At 62.9% G+C, this 20,286-nt stretch carries 17 protein-coding genes and 5 tRNA genes; 9 read left to right on the forward strand and 13 right to left on the reverse strand.

Features of this window, described 5'->3' with window-relative positions; all coding sequences use genetic code 11:
* Positions 1–26: 26 nt before the first annotated feature.
* The 4 genes from WIT60_RS03405 to WIT60_RS03420 all read left to right on the forward strand — a co-directional run bounded on the left by WIT60_RS03405 (position 27) and on the right by WIT60_RS03420 (position 3,413).
* Positions 27–854 (forward strand): ABC transporter ATP-binding protein, encoded by an 828-nt coding sequence (locus WIT60_RS03405; protein WP_339582545.1) that lies wholly within the window; start codon positions 27–29, stop codon positions 852–854.
* Positions 851–1,624 (forward strand): ABC transporter permease, encoded by a 774-nt coding sequence (locus WIT60_RS03410; RefSeq protein ID WP_339582546.1) that lies wholly within the window; start codon positions 851–853, stop codon positions 1,622–1,624. Before WIT60_RS03405 ends, WIT60_RS03410 begins: the two co-directional genes overlap by 4 nt.
* Before the next feature lie 113 nt (positions 1,625–1,737).
* Positions 1,738–2,679, forward strand: coding sequence for an alpha/beta fold hydrolase (locus WIT60_RS03415; RefSeq protein WP_339582547.1), 942 nt, complete (start codon positions 1,738–1,740; stop codon positions 2,677–2,679).
* A gap of 11 nt (positions 2,680–2,690) precedes the next feature.
* The gene (locus tag WIT60_RS03420) at positions 2,691–3,413 is read left to right on the forward strand and encodes a YceH family protein (RefSeq protein ID WP_445207636.1); all 723 of its coding nucleotides are present in this window, start codon (positions 2,691–2,693) and stop codon (positions 3,411–3,413) included.
* A gap of 98 nt (positions 3,414–3,511) precedes the next feature.
* Here WIT60_RS03420 and WIT60_RS03425 read toward each other — a convergent pair whose 3' ends face one another.
* Positions 3,512–4,429, reverse strand: a complete 918-nt coding sequence (locus tag WIT60_RS03425; RefSeq protein WP_339582549.1) for a prenyltransferase — start codon at positions 4,427–4,429, stop codon at positions 3,512–3,514.
* A gap of 12 nt (positions 4,430–4,441) precedes the next feature.
* Positions 4,442–4,987, reverse strand: coding sequence for a DUF1415 domain-containing protein (locus WIT60_RS03430; protein WP_339582550.1), 546 nt, complete (start codon positions 4,985–4,987; stop codon positions 4,442–4,444).
* Positions 4,988–5,099: 112 nt separating this feature from the next.
* On the opposite strand from WIT60_RS03430, the gene WIT60_RS03435 reads away from it, so the two are divergent.
* The 3 genes from WIT60_RS03435 (at position 5,100) to WIT60_RS03445 (ending at position 8,695) form a co-directional block, all read left to right on the forward strand.
* A complete protein-coding gene (locus WIT60_RS03435; RefSeq protein ID WP_339582551.1) occupies positions 5,100–5,945 on the forward strand; it encodes an urease accessory protein UreD in 846 nt (281 codons plus the stop codon).
* A gap of 192 nt (positions 5,946–6,137) precedes the next feature.
* Positions 6,138–6,860, forward strand: coding sequence for a response regulator transcription factor (locus WIT60_RS03440; RefSeq protein WP_339582552.1), 723 nt, complete (start codon positions 6,138–6,140; stop codon positions 6,858–6,860).
* A gap of 5 nt (positions 6,861–6,865) precedes the next feature.
* On the forward strand, positions 6,866–8,695 hold the full coding sequence (locus WIT60_RS03445; RefSeq protein ID WP_339582553.1) for an ATP-binding protein: 1,830 nt from the start codon (positions 6,866–6,868) through the stop codon (positions 8,693–8,695).
* Positions 8,696–8,757: 62 nt separating this feature from the next.
* Here the strand turns inward: WIT60_RS03445 and WIT60_RS03450 are convergent, their stop codons facing one another.
* From WIT60_RS03450 to WIT60_RS03465, 4 genes are all read right to left on the reverse strand, one after another.
* Entirely contained in the window at positions 8,758–9,723 is a 966-nt protein-coding gene (locus WIT60_RS03450; RefSeq protein WP_339582554.1) for an NAD(P)H-dependent flavin oxidoreductase, read from the reverse strand.
* 111 nt (positions 9,724–9,834) lie between these two features.
* Positions 9,835–11,640, reverse strand: a complete 1,806-nt coding sequence (locus WIT60_RS03455) for an acyl-CoA dehydrogenase (protein WP_339582555.1) — start codon at positions 11,638–11,640, stop codon at positions 9,835–9,837.
* A gap of 87 nt (positions 11,641–11,727) precedes the next feature.
* Entirely contained in the window at positions 11,728–12,660 is a 933-nt protein-coding gene (locus tag WIT60_RS03460) for an electron transfer flavoprotein subunit alpha/FixB family protein (protein WP_339582556.1), read from the reverse strand.
* Positions 12,661–12,671: 11 nt separating this feature from the next.
* Positions 12,672–13,421, reverse strand: coding sequence for an electron transfer flavoprotein subunit beta/FixA family protein (locus WIT60_RS03465; protein WP_320365130.1), 750 nt, complete (start codon positions 13,419–13,421; stop codon positions 12,672–12,674).
* Between the two features lie 175 nt (positions 13,422–13,596).
* On the opposite strand from WIT60_RS03465, the gene murI reads away from it, so the two are divergent.
* A complete protein-coding gene (gene murI, locus WIT60_RS03470) occupies positions 13,597–14,439 on the forward strand; it encodes a glutamate racemase (protein ID WP_339582557.1) in 843 nt (280 codons plus the stop codon).
* Between the two features lie 116 nt (positions 14,440–14,555).
* Here the strand turns inward: murI and WIT60_RS03475 are convergent.
* Positions 14,556–14,631: transfer RNA gene (locus WIT60_RS03475), tRNA-Gly, on the reverse strand.
* 168 nt (positions 14,632–14,799) lie between these two features.
* Here WIT60_RS03475 and WIT60_RS03480 point away from each other — a divergent pair.
* Positions 14,800–14,888: transfer RNA gene (locus WIT60_RS03480), tRNA-Leu, on the forward strand.
* Between the two features lie 215 nt (positions 14,889–15,103).
* Here the strand turns inward: WIT60_RS03480 and WIT60_RS03485 are convergent.
* The 6 genes from WIT60_RS03485 to clpP form a co-directional block, all read right to left on the reverse strand.
* Positions 15,104–15,179, reverse strand: a tRNA-Gly gene (locus WIT60_RS03485).
* Positions 15,180–15,224: 45 nt separating this feature from the next.
* A tRNA-Cys gene (locus WIT60_RS03490) sits at positions 15,225–15,298 on the reverse strand.
* A gap of 14 nt (positions 15,299–15,312) precedes the next feature.
* A tRNA-Gly gene (locus WIT60_RS03495) sits at positions 15,313–15,388 on the reverse strand.
* Positions 15,389–15,554: 166 nt separating this feature from the next.
* Positions 15,555–17,984: an endopeptidase La gene (lon, locus tag WIT60_RS03500; protein ID WP_339582558.1), complete on the reverse strand. Its 2,430-nt coding sequence runs from the start codon at positions 17,982–17,984 to the stop codon at positions 15,555–15,557.
* 115 nt (positions 17,985–18,099) lie between these two features.
* Positions 18,100–19,377 carry an ATP-dependent Clp protease ATP-binding subunit ClpX gene (gene clpX / locus WIT60_RS03505; RefSeq protein WP_320365127.1) on the reverse strand — a complete coding sequence of 426 codons (1,278 nt, stop codon included), beginning with the start codon at positions 19,375–19,377 and terminating at the stop codon, positions 18,100–18,102.
* A gap of 77 nt (positions 19,378–19,454) precedes the next feature.
* Entirely contained in the window at positions 19,455–20,063 is a 609-nt protein-coding gene (clpP, locus tag WIT60_RS03510; protein WP_339582559.1) for an ATP-dependent Clp endopeptidase proteolytic subunit ClpP, read from the reverse strand.
* Positions 20,064–20,286 lie beyond the last annotated feature (223 nt).

Consider the following 20,286-nt stretch of genomic DNA (forward strand, 5'->3'; position numbering starts at 1 on the left):
GCACACGCCGCACATGAGGAGGGGCCATGAGCGCCTTTGTTGATTTTCAGAATGTCTGGCTGGCCTACAACGATGCGTTGTGGGCCCAGGGACAGTTCGCCGTCGAAGACCTGAATCTGCAGATCGATGAGGGCGAGTTCGTGGCCATCGTCGGCCCCTCCGGGTGCGGCAAGTCCACCTTCATGAAGCTGACCACCGGTCTGAAGCAGCCCACCAAGGGCCACATCACGATCGGGGGCGAGCCCGTGACCGGGCCACTCAAGATCACCGGCATGGCCTTCCAGGCGCCGTCGCTGCTGCCCTGGCGGACCACGCTCGACAACGTGCTGCTGCCGCTCGAAATCGTCGAGCCCTACCGCTCCAGCTTCAAGGCCAAGCGCAAGGAGTACGCTGCCAAGGCCCGCGCCCTGCTCGAAAGCGTGGGCCTGGGCGGCTACGAAGACAAGTTCCCCTGGCAACTCTCGGGCGGCATGCAGCAGCGCGCCAGCATCTGCCGCGCCCTCATCCACGAGCCCAAGATGCTGCTGCTCGACGAGCCCTTCGGCGCGCTCGACGCCTTCACCCGCGAAGAGCTGTGGTGCGCCCTGCGCGACCTGCAAGCGGCGCAAAAGTTCAACGTCATCCTCGTCACCCACGACCTGCGCGAAGCCGTCTTCCTGGCCGACACGGTCTATGTGATGAGCAAGAGCCCCGGCCGCATCCTCGCCAAGCGGGAGATCGAGCTGCCCCGGCCCCGCGATCTGGAGGTGACCTACACCCCCGAGTTCACCGGCATCGTGCACGAGCTGCGCGCCCACATCGGCGCCATGCGCAAGCCTGCCACCATCCAGACGACCACGGAGATCGCGCAATGAAACTCAGCGCCAAACAACAAGCCCGCTGGGCCCCCTGGGTGCTGCTGCTGGGCGTCCTCATCCTCTGGCAAGTGCTGTGCTCGGCCCTCAACGTCTCCGAGTTCATCTTCCCTAGCCCGGCCCGCATCGCATCCCAGCTGGTCGAGTTTCACAGCGAAATCCTGCGTCATGCCTGGCGCACCCTGTGGGTGACCCTGGCCGGCTTTGCCATCGCCATCGTGGTCGGCGTGCTGCTGGGCTTTCTCATCGGCAGCTCGCGCCTGGCCTATGCCGCCGTCTACCCGCTGATGACCGCCTTCAACGCCCTGCCCAAGGCGGCCTTCGTCCCCATCCTGGTGGTGTGGTTCGGCATTGGCCCTGGCCCGGCCATCCTCACCGCCTTCCTCATCAGCTTCTTTCCCATCATGGTCAACATCGCCACCGGCCTGGCCACCCTGGAGCCCGAGCTGGAAGACGTGCTGCGCGTGCTGGGCGCCAAGCGCTGGGACGTGCTGATGAAGGTCGGCCTGCCGCGCTCCCTGCCCTACTTCTACGGCTCACTCAAGGTCGCCATCACCCTGGCCTTCGTGGGCACCACCGTGTCGGAGATGACCGCCGCCAACGAAGGCATCGGCTACCTGCTCATCAGTGCCGGCTCGTCCATGCAGATGGGCCTGGCCTTTGCGGGGCTGGTCGTCATCGGTGCCATGGCCATGATCATGTACGAGCTGTTCTCGCTGGTCGAGACGCGCACCACCGCCTGGGCCCACCGCGGCAGCCAGAACCACTGAGCAGCGCCCCTCAAGGTATCAAGGCGTGAGCCAGGGCTCGCCAAACGCCTGATTCCGGCCTAACATGCCCGCAGAGGCGCGTGCCCCACGCCTCTGCCCATCGGAGGCCCATGATGTTCAGGCTCATACGGTTTGTGCTGCTGACCTTGCTGGCCGCGACGGTGTTGATCGGCACCGTGCTGACCGGCTTCATGGTGTGGGCACCGGCGCCCACCACGCAAGCGATCATGGTCGCTTTGCGCACGCAGGCGGGCCTGCACACCCGCTCGCTGAGGCTTCCCGATGGCACCCGCATGGCCTACCTCGATGGCGGCCAGGGCGAGCCCCTCGTGCTGCTGCACGGCATCGGGGGCAACAAGGACACGCTGCTGGCGGTCGCGCGCCACCTCACCGCGCACCAACGCCTGATCATTCCTGACCTGATCGGTTTCGGGGACTCATCCCGTCCTGAAGGCGTCTCATACGGACCGCAAGCGCAAGCCCGTCGTCTGCAGGCCTTCGTGCAGCAACTCGGCCTGGGCCCCGTTCACCTCGGCGGCATCTCCATGGGCGGACAGATCGCCCTGACTTACACGGCCTTGAACCCCAGCCAGGTGCGCAGCCTCTGGCTCATCGACACAGCCGGCATCTGGTCTGCCCCACCGAGCGAGGTCCAGTTGGCCATCCGCCGGGGAGAGCCCAACCCCCTGCTGCTGCGCGACGAAAACGACTTCCCGCGCTTTCTCTCGGTGGTCATGGCTCACCCACCGCAATTGCCCTCGCCCGTCGCACGCGTCTTCGCACGCCAGCGCCTGGCCGACCGTGAACGCGAGCAAGCCATCATGAACGAGATGGTCCGCGAGCCCACGGAAAAGCGCATCCGCGGCCTCACCACACCCACCCTCATCATGTGGGGCCAGCTTGACCGCGTCGTCAGTCCCGCCACCGTGCCAGTGCTGCAAAAGCTGCTGCCGCAGGCCAAGGTGGTGGTCTTTGACGGCGTGGGGCACATGCCCGTGATGGAGGCCCCCGAAACCGCAGCACAAGCCTATCTGGCCTTCCGACGTGGGCGCTGAGCCCGCGTGGTATGTTCGTGTCATCTTGCCTTGAGTCCCCAACCATGACGCGCCCGTTGACGCCCGAAGAAGCCCGAGTCCTTGCTGTGCTGGTAGAAAAACAGCACACCGTCCCTGACAGCTACCCCCTGTCGCTCAACGCCCTCACCCTGGGCTGCAACCAGAAAACCGCGCGCGAGCCGGTCATGCAATTGAGCGAAGCCGAGGTGCTGGAAGCGGTCAATGGCCTGCGCGAACTCAGCCTCGTCAGCGAAGTCAGCGGCAGCCGCGTGGTGCGCTTCGACCACAACGCCGCGCGTGGCCTGGGCGTGCCCAGCCAGGCCGTCGCCTTGCTCACCATGCTGATGCTGCGCGGCCCGCAAACCGCGGCCGAATTGCGCCTGCACACCGAGCGCCTGCATCGCTTTGCCGACACCTCGTCCGTCGAGGCCTTCCTGGACGAGCTGGCAGCCAAAGAGCCCCCACGCGTCGTGAAACTGCCGCGCGCCCCGGGTGCCCGCGAGTCCCGCTGGGCTCACCTGCTTTGCGGCGAGGTGGCCGACACCGCCCGCGCTGGCGACCCGTCCGGCTATGCCACGGCTCCCAGCCCCGGCACGGCCGAGCTCGAAACCGAACTCACGGCCCTGCGTGAAGAACAAGCTCGCATGGCCGCCGAGATCGCTTCGCTGCGTCAACTCGTGACGCGTTTGGCCAGTGAATTGGGTGTGGAAGTCAGCGAACTCAACGCCGACTGAAGCCCCCAACTGCCCCACCGCACCACGCACAAGGTGGGAGCAAGCCCGTCAGTCGAACCACACTCAGCCCCGCCAACGCTTCCCGCATTCAGCGTCGCTCACAGCGACAGCATCAACCCTACCGCCGCCAACACCGGGCTCAGCAGGTTCACCGCCACATTCAGCGCCATGGCCGGCTGCAAAGCAGGCAAGTCCTCGGCATGCGCTTGGGCGCGCTGCCAGGCGCTCACCGCCAGCGGCAAGCCCAACACCGCCAAACCCGTGGCAGCAGGCCACCAGCCCACGGCCAGCCCCAGCAGCACCGCGCCAAACGCCAGTCCGTACTGCAAACCCAGTACCGGCACACTGCCGGCACGGCCCCGCAACAAGGGCAAGGTGCGACGCCCCACCGACCGGTCCGCATCCACATCCGGAAACTGGTTGAGCAACAGCAGGTTGTTGGCCAGAAAGAAGGGCAAAGCCGACAAGGCCAGGCCCTGCCACGACATCGCCCCGGTCAACACCACCTCGGTGCCCAGCAACATCAAAGGCCCAAAGCCCAAGCCAGGGGCCATCAAGCACAACCACGGATGGCGGGTCAACCAAGGCGTGTAAGACACCACCACCGCAACACCCAGCAAACCCAAGGGGGCCAGATCCCACAACAGCGCCGGCCGACTCACCACAAAGTACAGCCCGGTCAACACAGTGAACAACAAGGCGCCACCCCCCATCGCCAAGGCCACTGGCGCCAAGGCGGGGTTCGCTGGCAAGACCCCACTGCCGCCACTGAAGGGCGTACGCTGTGTGCGCTGATCCAGCCCACTGCGAAAGTCATGGTGCTCGTTGAGCGCATTCACCGCCACATGCGCGGCCAGCGCCCCCAGCACGCACAACAACGCATTCAAGGCATTCAGGCTCTGCCCCTGCTGTGCCAACTGCCAGGCGCTCCACGCCACGCCCAAGGCCATACAGGCGGGTGTCAACAGCAAAAACGGCACCCGTGCCGGGCCCCACCAAGGGTGCTCACTCGCCATGCATCAATCCCCTCAGACCTGCCAGAGCTTCTTCCAACCAGCCAGACCCAGCTTGCGCAACGTGGCCTTGTTGGTCTCGTAGATGTCCTCGGCCTCTGGAAAGGCCTCGATCGCCCGGTCCAGGCTCTCTTCGCGGATCAGGTGCAGCGTCGGGTACGGCGCCCGGTTGCTGTAGTTCTCGATGTCATCCGCATCCGCATCCGCAAACTGGTAATCCGGATGGAAGCTCGCCACCTGCAAGACCCCGTCCAGCTCCAGTTCCTCCACGGCGGCATCCACCACATCCAGGAAGTCATTGAAGTCCAGGAAATCCTGCAAGACACCCGGGTGCACCAGCAAGGTCGTGTCCACCTCCTCGGGGTCGGCGTCACGCAGGAAGGTCAGCTCCTCGATCAGGTCCTCCAGCAGCGCCTCCGGCGTGCTGGCGTCCGACACGCGGTAGCGCACCTGGTTTTTCACATGCACCCCTTTGGCAAACGGGCACAGGTTCAGGCCAATGACGGCCTTGACCAACCAATTGCGGGTGTCCTCGATGACGGTATCGTGTTCCATGCTCATGCAGCGATTGTCGCTGTTGTCGACCCACCATGCGTGCCTGAAGCGCAGCCATCGGCTTTAAACTGCCCCTTTCCCACTGCTGTCTGGCGCAAATCCTGCGCGCACAAGGCTCATGAGCTGGCTCGGTCAACTGAACCTGGATTACCGCCGCGATGGCGAACGCACCATCGCCCTCGACCGACACACCGGCCCCCTGCGCGTCCTCCAGCGCCTCTACCCCGAGGGCCCCGGCATCTGCCACCACGTACTGGTGCACCCGCCTGGCGGCATCGTCGGCGGCGACGTGCTCCAGGTCGATGCCCACCTGGCGTCCGGCAGCCACACGCTCATCACCACGCCCGGCGCCACCCGCTTTTACCGCAGCGCCGGTGACGAAGCCCAGCAAACCCTGCACGCCCGCCTGGACGACGACAGCCGCCTCGAATGGCTGCCGCTGGAAACCATTGCCTATCGCGGCTGCGTCGCCAGCAACCGCATGCGCTTCGACCTCGCCCCGCGCGCCGAGATGTTCGGCTGGGACGTCCTCGCCCTGGGCCTGCCCGCGGCCGGTGAGCCCTTCGACGACCCGGCTCACCCGCACGGCCGCTACACCCAAGAGATCGATCTACCCGGCGTCTGGCTGGAACGCGGCACCGTTGCCGCCACCGACCGCCTGCTGCTCGACAGCCCCCTGGGCTGGGCCGGCCACCGCGTCATGGGCACCCTCTGGTTCGCCAGCGGCACCGCCCTGCCACGTGCCCGCCGCGAGGCCCTGCTCGACGCCGCCCGCGCCGTCCAGACGAGCCACCCACTTTGCGCCACCAGCGGCAGCACCAGCGCACACGACCAGGTGGTCGTCCTGCGCGCCCTGGCGCCGCGAGTGGAGCCGCTCATGGACCTGCTGGTCTCGGTGTGGGGCCAATGGCGTACCCTGGCCTGGGAAGTGCCCCCCTGCCCGTCCCGCCTCTGGCGCACCTGATCCCCCTCAAACAAGGCTCGTACACTTACAAAAGCAGACATTTCCAGATGTCAGGCTGTTGACAGCGCCACTATGATGGCGGCCGTCTGGCTCCCAGATCATGCGAAAACGGCTCCCCTGTGTCCCTCCGGCGTTGTTTTTTGAAGGTCTCGCCCTGGCACAACCCAAGAATAAGCAAGCAGGAGTAAACGCATGAAGGTGTTGCTGATCGACGACCACCCCCTGATTCTGGCTGCCCTGCAGTCGGTCATCCAGGGCCTCGGTGACGGCGTCACCGTCTCGGCTGCAGACAGCGGGGCCAGCGCTCGTGAAACTCTGAGGCAAGATGCCAGCTATGACCTCGTGCTGCTCGACCTGCACTTGGGCGATGCCGACGGCTTCGATCTGCTCGGTGAATTGCGCTCCCGTTATCCGGCTTTGCCGGTCGTGGTCATCTCGGCCTCCGACCGCACCAGCGACGTCATCCGCGCCATCGACATGGGAGCCATGGGCTTCGTCCCCAAACGTGCCACCAACGAAACCCTTGTCGAAGCCCTGCAACAGGTCATCTCCGGCGGCGTCTACGTACCACCGATGAGCATGGGCAGCGAGCACTCTGCGCAGTTCAGCCAGTCACCCTACGTGCGTCAGGTTCAGCAAGAGTCACGTGATTCGGGCTTCCAGACCATGCCCTCGCTGCACCAACTGGGGCTCACACCGCGTCAGACCGACGTCCTGCACCTCCTGCTCAAAGGCCAGCCCAACAAGCTGATTGCCCGTGAGCTCGGCCTGTCTGTCGAAACCGTCAAAGACCACGTTGCGGCCGTGCTGCGTGCACTGGGCGTCAGCTCTCGGACCCAAGCCGTGATCGCCGTCAGCCAGATCCTGCAAAAGCAGAACGGCCTACAACACAGCAGCTCCTGGCACAGCCGCTGATCGCCATGTCCGCGGGCTCCCTGCCCCTTGTCGGTGCGAGCGTGCCCACCGACTCGCCTGCCAACGCCCAGCCTGATACGCCGGCTCTGGTACAAGACAGTGTGCGCCTGGTCTACCGACAGACCGGCGCGGCCCTGATGGGCCACTTCCTGGGGTTCGTGGTCACCACCCTGGTGTACTGGCACCACGTGCCACGCACCTGGCTGTGGGCCTGGGGTGCCGCATTTGCGTTGCTATGGGTCGCGCGCTTCGTCAACCTGTTGGGTCACGAACGCGCCCTGCGGCAAGGCCCCATTGACGCCCAACGCTGGCTCCTGCGCTGGAACACCGGCGCTGTGATCGGCGCCGGGCTGTGGAGCGTGGCTGCCCTCCTGTTCTATACACATGGCGGCCACTTCGAACGCACAGCGCTGATGCTCACGGTCTACTCGTTTGCCATCGGCGCAGTGCCCTACATGTCGTCCCAGCCCAGGCTGTTCCTGGCTTGCATGGGCCTGTACTTCATCCCCATGATCGTCCACACCGCCCTGCTGGGTGGTGCGGACAACCTGTACCTCGCAGGCATCTGGTCCATCATGTGCATGTGCACTTTGGCCATGGGACGAGCGTTTCACAACATGTTCGGCGAAATGGTGAGCCTGCGCGTGCAAACCCAGCAACTCGCCCAACGACTGCGCAACGAAATGGCGGCCGCCGAGAACGCGCAGCACCAGGCCGAATTGGCCAACCGAGCCAAGACCCAGTTCTTTGCCGCAGCCAGTCATGACCTGCGCCAGCCCCTGCACGCGCTCGGACTGTTTGCCGAAGCACTGCGTCAGCACTGCAAGGACGCCGAGGTGGCCCATCTGGTCCACAGCATCAACAGCTCGGTGGATGCGCTCGAAGGCCTGTTCAGTGAATTGCTCGACATCACCAAGATCGACACCGGTGGCATCGACATCCAGGCCGAACACTTTGCATTGCGTGATCTGTTCGAGCGCCTGCGCTTGAACTTCGAGCCCACCGCATTCGAGAAGGGCCTGTCACTGCGCTTTCACGGCGCGCGGCACCACGCCTACGCTGATCCGCTGGTGGTCGAGCGCATCTTGCGCAACCTCATCTCCAACGCCATCCGCTACACCGAGGATGGCGGCGTCCTTGTCAGCTGCCGCACCCGCGGCAATCACCTGTGCGTGCAAGTCTGGGACAGCGGCATCGGCATCTTGCCGAAAGAGCAGGAGCGCATCTTCGAAGAGTTCTACCAAACCCAAAGCAAGCGTCCGCTCGAACCCCACCATCGCAAGGGGCTGGGCCTGGGGCTCGCCATTGTCAAGCGACTGGCCAAGCTCATGGATGCCCCGCTGACCCTGCGCTCCCGCGCTGGGCATGGCACCGTGTTCACCCTGTTGCTGCCCATCGGCAAAGCCATGCGCACGCCTGTGGTTGACACACCGGTTAAACCGCGCCCCCCCATCACGCTGGACCGACGCCACATCGTCGTGGTGGAAGACGAGCCCGCCGTGGCAGAAGGCCTTGAAATCCTGCTCAAGGCCTGGGGCGCCACTGTCAGCGCCTTCGATACCCTGGATGCCGCCGCGGCCTGGGCCCGCGACACCCACCAACACCCCGACCTCTTGATTGCCGACTACCGCCTGCCCGAGCAACGCACGGGCATCGAGGTCATTCACCTCATGCGGGCGCGTTTCGGGCCAGAACTGCCCGTCATCATGGTCACGGGCAGCACCATGAGCGGCCACGAACACGAGGCCCGCAGCGAGGATTTCCACCTGCTGCTCAAGCCGGTGATCCCCACTCGCTTGCGGGCCCTGATCGCCTTCAAACTCGGACAGCGCTGACACCCGGCAGCATCCCTCCGCGAGGTCAACCCCGCTGTCCTGAGCGCATTCGCGAAGCGCCATCAGCCTGCGCACAGCGCGCGTTTCGCCTCAACGTACTCGGCCTTCAAACGCGCCACCAACTCGGCCGCTGGCACCACCTGCTTGATCGCGCCAATACCTTGGCCCGAGCCCCAGATGTCCTTCCAGGCCTTGGCCCGCTTGGCATCGCGGTCGCTGCCAAACGTCATCTCGCTGGGGTCACCCTCGCCCAGGTTGTCCGGGTCCAGCCCCGCGTTGACGATCGAGCCGCGCAGGTAGTTGCCATGCACGCCGGTGAACTTGCTGCTGTAGACAATGTCTGAGCTGCTGCTCTCGACGATCATCTGCTTGTACGCCTCGGCGGCACGCGCCTCGTCGGTCGCGATGAAGGCCGAGCCGATGTAGGCAAAGTCCGCCCCCATCGCCTGCGCCGCCAGAATCGAGCGGCCGTGCGCAATAGAGCCCGACAAGGCCAACGGGCCATCAAACCACTCGCGAATCTCCTGCACCAGGGCAAACGGGCTGGTCGTGCCCGCATGACCACCCGCACCGGCTGCCACCGCGATCAGGCCATCGGCACCCTTCTCGATCGCCTTGCGTGCAAACCGGTTGTTGATGATGTCGTGCATCACCACCCCGCCCCAGCCGTGCACAGCCTGATTCACGTCCTCACGCGCACCCAGCGACGTGATGACGATGGGCACCTTGTACTTCTCGCACAATGCCATGTCGTGCTCCAACCGGTCGTTGCTCTTGTGCACGATCTGGTTGATGGCAAACGGTGCCGCCGGTTGATCCGGATGCACCTTGTCCCAGGCCGCCAAGGTTTCGGTGATCTCGGCCAGCCAGTCTTCCAGCTGCTCGGCCGGGCGCGCATTGAGCGCCGGCATCGAGCCCACCACGCCCGCCTGACACTGCGCGATCACCAGCTTCGGATTGCTGATGATGAACAGCGGTGAGGCAATCACCGGAAAGGGCACACGCTTCAGAACATCGGGCAAAGCCATGAAATCTCCTCAACAAATGAAAATGCCCTCACCGGTCAGGACCGTATGAGGGCATCGGATGTGTCGCTCAATCCCTCAGGGTGATTGTCCGACAACTCAGCGCGTCAACGCTCAGAACGCTTCCAGCGGCATGGCGGTCACGCTCTCACCACCATGGAGAATGGTGTCACGCAGCGAAGCCACGCGAGCCAGGATGTGGTCGCCATAGAAACGCGCCGTGGCGATCTTGGCCTTCATGAACTCGGCGTCTTCACCGGCGGCCAGCTTGTCTTCGGCAATCATCAGCGAGCGGGCCATCTGCCAACCGGACACGAGGTTCGCGGTCAGCATCAGGTAAGGCACCGAACCCGCGAACACGGCGTTCGGGTTGCTCTTGACGTTGGCCAACACGAAGTCGACAACCTGCAAGAAGGACTCCCGAGCGGCCTTCAGCTGGGTCGCCAGCTTCTTGCCAGCAGCGCTGTCACGGCCAGCCAGTTGACCTTCCAGATCGGCGATCTGAGCGGCAATGGCCTTGGCCACGGCACCGCCGTCACGGGCGGTCTTGCGGCCCACCAGGTCGTTGGCCTGGATGGCGGTCGTGCCTTCGTAGATCGGCAGGATGCGCGAATCGCGGTAGTACTGAGCAGCACCGGTTTCTTCGATGAAGCCCATGCCACCGTGCACCTGCACGCCCAGCGAGGTCACTTCCACCGAGTTCTCGGTCGAGAAGCCCTTGATCAGCGGCACCAGGAATTCATAGAAAGCCTGCGCCTTCTTGGCTTCCTCGGCGTTGGGATTGTGGTGCGCGTTGTCGTACGCAGCCGCACCCACCAGGGCCATGGCACGCGCGCCTTCGATCAGGGCGCGCATGGTCATCAGCATGCGCTGCACATCAGGGTGGTGGATGATGGCCACGGATTCCTTGGCCGAACCGTCCACCGGACGCGACTGCACGCGATCCTTGGCATAGGCCACGGCGTGCTGGTAAGCGCGCTCGGACACGGCGATACCCTGCAGACCCACGTCGTAGCGAGCGGCGTTCATCATGATGAACATGTATTCCAGACCGCGGTTTTCCTCGCCCACCAGGTAACCGATGGCGCCCGGGCCCACTTCGCCCTTGTCGTCACCGTAAACCAGCACCGCGGTCGGCGAGGCCTTGATGCCCAGCTTCTCTTCGATGGAGGCGCAGTACACGTCGTTGCGCTGGCCCAGCGAGCCGTCAGCATTGACCATGAACTTCGGCACCACGAACAGCGAGATGCCCTTCACGCCTTCAGGCGCATCGGGGGTACGTGCCAGCACCAGGTGAACGATGTTCTCCACCATGTCGTGCTCACCGTAGGTGATGAAGATCTTCTGGCCGGAGATGCGGTAGGTGCCATCGTCTTGCTTGACCGCCTTGGAGCGCACCAGCGCCAGGTCCGAACCGGCTTGCGGCTCGGTCAGGTTCATCGTGCCCGTCCACTTGCCCGACACCATGTTCGGGATGTAGCGTGTCTTGAGCTCATCGCTGCCTGCGGTCAGCAGGGCTTCGATGGCGCCACCGGTCAGGATGGAGCACAGCGAGAAGCTCAGGTTGGCCGCCATGGTCTGCTCGACGCAGGCCGCACCGATGATCTTGGGCAGGCCCTGGCCGCCGTATTCCAGCGGTTGACCCAGGCCTTGCCAGCCGCCTTCGGCCAGCGCAGCGTATGCTTCCTTGAAGCCCTTGGACGCACGCACCACGCCGTTGTCCCACGAACCGTGGTCCTGGTCACCCGACCAGTTCAAGGGCGCGACCACGCCTTCGTTGAACTTGGCCGACTCTTCCAGCACAGCCTGAGCGGTTTCATAGCCAGCGTCTTCAAAACCGGGGATGGTGGCAACCTGATCGATGCCAGCCAGCTCCTTCATGCAGAAGAGCTGGTCTTTGACGGGAGCGCGAAAACTCATGTTGTTCTCCGATAAACGAAAAGGGGCGCCTCGAAAGACGCCCCAAGAGCTCAATGATGCAGACCGTGATCTGACATCGCAGCCAGATTACAGGGCCTTGACCAGCTCGGGGACGGCCGTGAACAGGTCAGCTTCCAGACCGAAATCGGCCACCTGGAAGATGGGGGCTTCAGGATCCTTGTTGATGGCCACGATGACCTTCGAATCCTTCATGCCAGCCAAGTGCTGGATGGCGCCCGAGATACCGCAAGCGATGTACAGCTCAGGGGCCACGATCTTGCCGGTCTGACCGACCTGCAGGTCGTTCGGAGCGTAGCCAGCGTCCACGGCAGCGCGCGAAGCACCGATGGCGGCGCCCAGCTTGTCAGCCAGCGGGGGCAGCACTTCGTTGAACTTCTCCGACGAGCCCAGGGCACGGCCACCCGACACGATGATCTTGGCAGCGGTCAGCTCAGGACGCTCGGACTTGGTCACTTCGCGACCCACGAACGACGACTTGCCGGAATCGCCGACAGCGGCGATGGTTTCCACGGCAGCGGCACCACCGGTGGTGGCAGCGGCGTCGAAAGCGGTACCACGGACGGTCAGCACCTTGACGGCGTCGGCCGATTGCACGGTGGCAATGGCGTTACCGGCGTAGATGGGACGCTCGAAGGTGTCAGCCGAAACCACCTTGGTGATTTCAGAGATCTGGGCCACGTCCAGCTTGGCCGCCACGCGGGGAGCCACGTTCTTGCCCGAAGCCGTTGCGGGGAACAGGATGTGGCTGTAGCCCGAAGCCACGGCCAGCACTTGCTCGGCCACGTTCTCAGCCAGGCCATCGGCCAGTTGAGCGCCGTCAGCGTGCAGGACCTTGGAAACGCCAGCGATTTGAGCAGCGGCAGCGGCAGCGGCACCAGCATTGGCACCGGCCACCAGCACCACCACGTCGCCACCCAGGGCCTTGGCAGCGGTCACCACATTGAGGGTGGCACCCTTGATGCTGTTGTTGTCGTGTTCAGCAATAACGAGAGCGGTCATGGGTTATCTCCTCAGATCACTTTGGCGACGTTCTTGAGCTTGTCGACCAGGGTTGCCACGTCGGCCACCTTGATGCCAGCAGAACGCTTGGCCGGCTCGGCCACGCTCAGGGTCTTGATACGGGGGGCCACGTCCACACCCAGGTCAGCCGGCTTCACGGTGTCCAGGGGCTTCTTCTTGGCCTTCATGATGTTGGGCAGCGTCACGTAGCGAGGCTCGTTCAGACGCAGGTCGGTGGTGACCACGGCCGGCAGGCTCAGGGACACGGTTTCCAGACCACCGTCGACTTCGCGGGTCACGCTGACCTTGTCGCCAGCAACTTCCACCTTGGAAGCAAACGTGCCTTGGGGCAGACCTGCCAGGGCAGCCAGCATCTGGCCAGTCTGGTTGGAGTCGTCGTCAATGGCTTGCTTGCCCAGGATGATCAGCTGAGGCTGTTCCTTGTCGACCAGCGCCTTCAGCACCTTGGCCACGGCCAGAGGCTGCACTTCCGCGTCGGTTTCCACCAGGATGCCGCGGTCAGCACCGATGGCCATGGCCGTACGCAGGGTTTCCTGGCACTGAGCCGGGCCCACGGAGACAGCGATGATCTCGGTGACCACGCCCTTTTCCTTCAGGCGGGTGGCTTCTTCAACGGCGATTTCGTCGAAGGGGTTCATGGACATCTTGACGTTGGCGATGTCGACACCAGAGCCGTCAGACTTCACGCGAACTTTCACGTTGTAGTCCACAACCCGCTTGACCGGAACCAGAACCTTCATGAGTTGTTCTCCTGCGTCATGAGGAAGTTGAGAAAAAATTTGCCGCGCCAAAAAAAGCACGATCGTTCGATTCTAGCGTGACTTCGGGGTTCGTGAACCCCCTAAGCTCGCAAAAGAAAGACAATACGCGAGTTCGCAGTCAAAGCAGTCCCCGAGAAGACCGATTTTTTGCGCCATGTCAGCCCGAGCCCCTGTCTCAGACACCGTCACATCCCCTGCCCAACAAGGACTGCATCGACGCATCGGTGTCTTTGATTCGGGACTCGGCGGCCTGTCGGTGCTGCGCGCACTGCACCAATACCTGCCCCTTGCAGACATGTTGTATGTGGCAGATTCCGGTCATGCCCCTTATGGGGAGAAGGACACAACCGAGATCATCGCCCGCAGTGAGTACATCACCGACTTCCTGCTGACGCAAGGGGCGCAAGCCATCGTGATCGCATGCAATACGGCGACAGCCGCTGCCGCGCAGCATCTGCGCGCACGCTGGCCAGACGTGCCCATCATTGGAGTGGAACCCGGCGTCAAGCCCGCGGTGGCGCACTCTCCCAGCGGAAGAATCGGCGTGCTGGCCACACCGGGCACCTTGGCCAGCCCCAAGTTTCAACACTTGGTGGAGCGCCACGGGCGCAATGCCGAGATCACCCTGCAGGCCTGCCCAGGCCTGGCCAAGGAGATCGAAAGCGGCGAGTTGGATACGCCGCGCCTGCGCGAGTTGGTGGCGCAGTTTGCAGGGCCGCTGCAAGAGGCTCAGAGCGACACGATTGTGTTGGGCTGTACGCACTACCCGTTTGTGCGCCCCCTCTTTGAGCAAGTTCTGGGACCGGGCGTCCGGATCATCGACACCTCAGATGCGGTGGCGCGTCATGTGGCACACCTGGTGACCGAGTTGCCGGCTTGCACGCCGGAGACCTCTGGCAGCCATATCCGCTTCTGGAGCAGTGGCAACCCGGCCCTCCTGAGCCAGATCATGCAACGCTGGTTCCACCTGAAGACCGAAGCGCAGGCCCTGCCCTGAACCCACAGACTGTCGGCGCCATGCAGGGCATGGTCTGCACGTAAGGCGGCAGACTGCGACTCGTTGAAGCACAAAATAAAAAGGGAGCCTGTGGTGACAGGCTCCCTTTGGGGATATGGAGCGGGATAAGAGGCTCGAACTCTCGACCTATACCTTGGCAAGGTATCGCTCTACCAACTGAGCTAATCCCGCATGTGCTGCGACAAACGCAACGCTCGCTTGACTTGAGTCTTGATCAATCTGGTTCATTGATCAGCGAAGAATTAAATTATGCCAGCATTTTGCTTCGCTTCGCAAGAGTGTTGCGTACTTTCATCACACACGTCACAGGCACGCGCCCACCTTACACTTGCCGCCACAGCCCTGGTGGTGAAATCGGTAGACACAGCGGACTTAAAATCCGCCGACGCCAAAACGTCGTGCCCGTTCGAGTCGGGTCCGGGGCACCAAGCTTGCGATCCTCCGTCAGCGGAACAGCCGAGCACAGCATGACCTGGGAAGGTCAGCGCCATTCATCACATGCCATCATTTTCGGGTTGCGCCAGGCTGCGCCACCAAGGTTTGCACATGCCCGTTTAATGCCAACCTTCGCCGCAACCACGCCCGATCGCGCACCAAACGCCCAAGCAAAAAGGGAGTCCACTTTCATGGACTCCCTTTGCATTGGAGCGGGATAAGAGGCTCGAACTCTCGACCTATACCTTGGCAAGGTATCGCTCTACCAACTGAGCTAATCCCGCATGTTCACTGTGCTGCATCCAGGCCCGGGAGCCTGAAAGCTTGACTGGAGGCGCGGTCCGGAGTCGAACCGGACTAACCGGATTTGCAATCCGGGGCATAACCGCTTTGCTACCGCGCCAACATCTTTAAATTTGGAGCGGGATAAGAGGCTCGAACTCTCGACCTATACCTTGGCAAGGTATCGCTCTACCAACTGAGCTAATCCCGCATGTTGCGCGCTATCAGGACGCATCCTTCAGCTTGCAGCCTTCGCTTTAACAGATGCTCTAACGTTGCCGTTTGCTTTGCTGCTTTGATCACGTTTGGCGCGTGATCAGCGAAGAACTGAACTATAGCGCGTTTTTGCCCTTTTGGTCAACAACCCCAAAACTTTTTCAATGTTTCAACAGATCGTTGCTGGAAGGCGACGCGGGAGCAGCGCCTGCCGCTTCCGGCTTGGCATCGACCTTGGCATCATCTTCCGGCAAAGGCTCAGGCTGACGCACAAGCGCCACTTCCAGCACCTTATCGATCCACTTGACCGGCACAATCTCGATCTGGCTCTTGACGTTCTCGGGAATGTCGGCGAGGTCCTTGACGTTTTCCTCCGGGATCAGCACCGTCTTGATGCCACCACGGTGGGCCGCCAACAACTTCTCCTTCAAGCCACCGATGGCCGTGACCTCACCGCGCAGGGTGATCTCACCCGTCATGGCGACGTCGGCACGCACCGGGATACCCGTCAGGGCCGATACGAAGGCCGTCGTCATGGCCGCCCCCGCGCTGGGGCCGTCCTTGGGTGTTGCACCATCGGGCACGTGGATGTGGATGTCGCGCTTCTCGAACAGCTCGTCCTTGATGCCCAGACGGGCGGCGCGTGAACGCACCACCGAGCGAGCCGCCTCGACCGACTCCTTCATCACATCCCCCAGTTGACCGGTACGGATGATGTTGCCCTTGCCGGGCATGATGGCGGCTTCGATCGTCAGCAGGTCACCGCCCACCTCGGTCCAGGCCAGGCCCACAACCTGACCAACCTGATCTTCCTTGGTCGCTTCGCCGTAGCTGAACTTGCGCACGCCCAGGAAGTCGTTCAGATTCGCGTCGGTCACCACGACCTTGTCGGTGTACTGCTTGAGTGCAAAGCCCTTGACCACCTTGCGACAGATCTTGGAGACCTCGCGCTCCAGCGAACGCACACCAGCTTCACGGGTGTAATAGCGGATGATGCCGCGGATGGCACTTTCGGCGACTTCCAACTCACCGTCCTTCACACCGTTGTTCTTGATCTGCTTGGGAAGCAGATAAGTCTGGACGATGTGGACTTTCTCGTCTTCGGTGTAACCCGCCAGGCGGATCACTTCCATCCGGTCCAGCAGCGCCGGGGGGATGTTGAGGGAGTTCGAAGTGGCAACGAACATCACATCGGAGAGATCGAAATCAACCTCGATGTAGTGGTCACCGAAGGTGTGGTTCTGTTCAGGGTCCAGCACCTCCAGCAGCGCCGACGACGGATCGCCACGGAAGTCCATGCCCAGCTTGTCGATTTCGTCGAGCAAGAACAGCGGGTTGCGCACCCCGACCTTGCTCAGGCTCTGCAGAACCTTGCCTGGCATGGAGCCGATATAGGTGCGGCGGTGTCCGCGGATTTCGGCCTCGTCACGCACGCCACCCAGGGCCATGCGCACGAACTTGCGGCCGGTCGCGCGAGCGATCGACTGCCCCAGCGAGGTCTTGCCAACACCCGGAGGGCCGACCAGGCACAAGATGGGTGCCTTGACCTTGTCCACGCGCTGTTGCACAGCAAGATATTCCAGAATGCGTTCCTTGACCTTGTCGAGGCCATAGTGCTCTTCGTTGAGCACGTGCTCCGCATTGGTCAGGTCGTGCTTGACCTTGGACTTCTTGCTCCAGGGCAGATTGACCAGGGTTTCGATGTAGTTGCGCACCACGGTGGCTTCAGCCGACATGGGTGACATCAGACGCAGCTTCTTGAGCTCGGCATCGGCCTTCTTGCGCGCCTCCTTGGGCATGCGGGCCGACTCGACCTTCTTGGCCAGCTCCTCAATGTCTGCGCCCTCTTCGCCCTCACCCAGCTCCTTCTGGATGGCCTTGACCTGCTCGTTCAGGTAGTACTCCCGCTGCGATTTCTCCATCTGGCGCTTGACGCGGCCACGGATGCGCTTTTCGACCTGCAGGATGTCGACTTCGTGTTCGAGCTGCTCGAGCAGCTTCTCCAGGCGTTGGGAGACCGAGAACAGATCCAGAACCGACTGCTTGGCTTCGAGCTTGAGCGGCAGATGGGCGGCGATGGTGTCGGCCAGGCGACCGGCGTCATCGATACCGGAGATCGAGGTGAGAATCTCGGGCGGGATCTTCTTGTTGAGCTTGACGTACTGGTCAAACTGCTGCGTGACCGCACGGCGCAGGGCCTCCACCTCCGGGGTCACATCCCCCTCGGGCTGGATGGGCACCACTTCGGCCATGAAGAACTCACCGCTGTCGTCGATCGACGAGGTGTTGGCGCGCTGAACGCCTTCGACGAGCACCTTCACTGTGCCGTCAGGCAGTTTCAGCAACTGCAGGATGCTGGACACGCAGCCGATGTCGAACATGTCGTCCGACTTCGGCTCGTCCTTGCCGGCGGCTTTCTGGGCCACCAGCATGATCTGACGGCCAGCTTCCATCGCGGCTTCGAGAGCCTTGATGGACTTGGGGCGCCCCACGAACAGCGGGATCACCATGTGCGGGAAGACCACGACATCGCGCAGCGGCAGCAGCGGCAGCGTGATTGGGTCGGAGGGAAGAATGGGGTGTCCAGACATATAGGGCTCACTTTCTCTGATGCCCACTTGGGGCCTCATCGACAAAACACAAGGGCACCGCGAAAACCAGTTTCACAGGTTTTCAGCGGTGCCCCACAGAGCGCGTCAAGCACGCTCAGGCACTGGCCTTGGCCTGTTCCCGGTACACCAACAAAGGCTTGGCGTTCTCTTCGATCGTCGATTCGTCCAGAACCACCTTTTGCACGCCTTCCTGGGCGGGCAACTCGAACATCGTGTCCAGCAGCGACTCTTCCAGGATGGAGCGCAAACCACGCGCGCCAGTCTTGCGCGCCAAGGCCTTGCGGGCGATGGCATGCAAGGCCGCCGGACGAATTTCCAGCTCGACCCCGTCCATGCTCAGCAACTGCTGGTACTGCTTGACCAGCGCGTTCTTGGGCTCGGTCAGGATCTGGATCATGGCGTCTTCGGTGAGCTCACCCAGGGTGGCCACGACCGGCATCCGGCCGATCAGCTCGGGGATGATGCCGAACTTGATCAGGTCCTCGGGCTCGACCTCGCGGAAGAGTTCAGCAGCCTTGCGCTCGTCCTTGCTCTGCACTTCGGCGCCGAAGCCGATGCCGGACTTGACCGACCGGCTCTGGATGATCTTTTCCAGACCGTCGAAGGCGCCGCCGCAGATGAACAGGATGTTGGTCGTGTCGATCTGCAGGAAGTCCTGGTTCGGGTGCTTGCGGCCACCTTGAGGCGGCACGGAGGCCATGGTGCCTTCGATCAGCTTCAGCAGGGCCTGCTGCACGCCCTCCCCCGACACGTCGCGCGTGATGGACGGGTTGTCGGACTTGCGCGAAATCTTGTCGATTTCATCGATGTAGACGATGCCGCGCTGGGCCTTTTCCACATCGTAGTTGCAGTTCTGCAGCAGCTTCTGAATGATGTTTTCGACGTCCTCGCCCACGTAACCGGCTTCGGTCAGGGTGGTGGCGTCGGCGATCACGAAAGGCACGTTCAGCAGGCGGGCCAGGGTCTGGGCGAGCAAGGTCTTGCCGGAGCCCGTCGGGCCGATCAGCAGGATGTTGCTCTTGGCCAGCTCGACGTCGGCTTTTTTGCCTTCGCCGTGTCCCATGTGCTTGAGGCGCTTGTAGTGGTTGTACACCGCCACCGACAAGGTGCGCTTGGCACGGTCCTGACCGATCACGTACTGATCGAGGCTGGACTTGATCTCGGAAGGCACCGGCAGGTCGCTTTTGGCCGGACGAGCCTGTTCGGCCTCGGCGGCCACTTCATCACGGATGATGTCGTTGCACAGCTCGATGCACTCGTCGCAGATGAAGACCGACGGGCCGGCGATGAGCTTTTTGACCTCGTGCTGGCTCTTTCCGCAGAAGGAGCAGTACAAGATTTTGTCGCTGGAAGAGCCTTTTTTATCGGGCATGTTGCGGGCCTGTCAAAGTGGAGGCAAGGTGAGTTCGACGCATGATAAGACAATTGGCTGGCGAGCCAGCCCAGGCCTCAACCGCGCTTGTCGATCACCTTGTCGATGAGTCCGTAGGTGGCGGCCTCTTCGGCCGACATGTAGTAATCGCGCTCGGTGTCATTCTGGATCTTGTCCAGAGGCTGGCCCGAACGCTCTGCCAGGATCTTGTTGAGTTGCTCGCGGGTTTTCAGGATTTCGCGGGCGTGGATCTCGATGTCCGTGGCCTGACCTTGTGCACCGCCCAGGGGCTGGTGGATCATGATCTTGGAGTTGGGCAGCGCGAAACGCTTGCCCTTTTCACCCGCGGCCAGCAGGAAGGCGCCCATGGAGGCGGCCATGCCCATGCACAAGGTCGACACGTTCGGCTTGATGAAGTTCATCGTGTCGAAGATGGACATGCCAGCACTGACGCTGCCACCGGGCGAGTTGATGTACAGCGAGATGTCCTTGTCGGGGTTTTCGCTTTCGAGGAACAGCAACTGGGCCACGACGAGGTTGGCCGTCTGGTCGTTGACGGGACCGACCAGAAAGATCACGCGCTCGCGCAGCAGGCGGCTGTAGATGTCGTAGGCGCGCTCACCACGGCCCGATTGCTCAATGACCATGGGCACCATGCCCAGGTTTTGAATGTCCAGTGCGCTCATGTGCTTCCTTCAGTGCCGGCACCCCGTTGACGGGACGCCGCAGATGTGTATGTCGATTGATTATGACGTGCAAAAAAGCCGACTCGCGGGGGAGGAATCCCGTCGTCAGCGCGAATCGATTTTCCGTTGTTTGCACGCACAGTCAGGCGCAGGCTCTGGAAAGCCCCTCAAAACAAAAGCACCTGCTCCCGTGAAGGAGGCAGGTGCCTTGCCTGCCTTGCGC

This window comes from Aquabacterium sp. G14, assembly GCF_037482285.1.
Classification (GTDB): Bacteria; Pseudomonadota; Gammaproteobacteria; order Burkholderiales; family Burkholderiaceae_C; genus Aquabacterium.

What these genes read in the sequence shown, in the direction of transcription:
- WIT60_RS03405 (WP_339582545.1), top strand. Translation starts at nt 27, where the DNA reads ATGAGCGCCTTTGTTGATTTTCAGAATGTCTGGCTGGCCTACAACGAT.
- WIT60_RS03410 (WP_339582546.1), top strand. Translation starts at nt 851, where the DNA reads ATGAAACTCAGCGCCAAACAACAAGCCCGCTGGGCCCCCTGGGTGCTG.
- WIT60_RS03415 (WP_339582547.1), top strand. Translation starts at nt 1,738, where the DNA reads ATGTTCAGGCTCATACGGTTTGTGCTGCTGACCTTGCTGGCCGCGACG.
- WIT60_RS03420 (WP_445207636.1), top strand. Translation starts at nt 2,691, where the DNA reads ATGTTCGTGTCATCTTGCCTTGAGTCCCCAACCATGACGCGCCCGTTG.
- WIT60_RS03425 (WP_339582549.1), bottom strand. Translation starts at nt 4,429, where the DNA reads ATGGCGAGTGAGCACCCTTGGTGGGGCCCGGCACGGGTGCCGTTTTTG.
- WIT60_RS03430 (WP_339582550.1), bottom strand. Translation starts at nt 4,987, where the DNA reads ATGAGCATGGAACACGATACCGTCATCGAGGACACCCGCAATTGGTTG.
- WIT60_RS03435 (WP_339582551.1), top strand. Translation starts at nt 5,100, where the DNA reads ATGAGCTGGCTCGGTCAACTGAACCTGGATTACCGCCGCGATGGCGAA.
- WIT60_RS03440 (WP_339582552.1), top strand. Translation starts at nt 6,138, where the DNA reads ATGAAGGTGTTGCTGATCGACGACCACCCCCTGATTCTGGCTGCCCTG.
- WIT60_RS03445 (WP_339582553.1), top strand. Translation starts at nt 6,866, where the DNA reads ATGTCCGCGGGCTCCCTGCCCCTTGTCGGTGCGAGCGTGCCCACCGAC.
- WIT60_RS03450 (WP_339582554.1), bottom strand. Translation starts at nt 9,723, where the DNA reads ATGGCTTTGCCCGATGTTCTGAAGCGTGTGCCCTTTCCGGTGATTGCC.
- WIT60_RS03455 (WP_339582555.1), bottom strand. Translation starts at nt 11,640, where the DNA reads ATGAGTTTTCGCGCTCCCGTCAAAGACCAGCTCTTCTGCATGAAGGAG.
- WIT60_RS03460 (WP_339582556.1), bottom strand. Translation starts at nt 12,660, where the DNA reads ATGACCGCTCTCGTTATTGCTGAACACGACAACAACAGCATCAAGGGT.
- WIT60_RS03465 (WP_320365130.1), bottom strand. Translation starts at nt 13,421, where the DNA reads ATGAAGGTTCTGGTTCCGGTCAAGCGGGTTGTGGACTACAACGTGAAA.
- murI (WP_339582557.1), top strand. Translation starts at nt 13,597, where the DNA reads ATGTCAGCCCGAGCCCCTGTCTCAGACACCGTCACATCCCCTGCCCAA.
- lon (WP_339582558.1), bottom strand. Translation starts at nt 17,984, where the DNA reads ATGTCTGGACACCCCATTCTTCCCTCCGACCCAATCACGCTGCCGCTG.
- clpX (WP_320365127.1), bottom strand. Translation starts at nt 19,377, where the DNA reads ATGCCCGATAAAAAAGGCTCTTCCAGCGACAAAATCTTGTACTGCTCC.
- clpP (WP_339582559.1), bottom strand. Translation starts at nt 20,063, where the DNA reads ATGAGCGCACTGGACATTCAAAACCTGGGCATGGTGCCCATGGTCATT.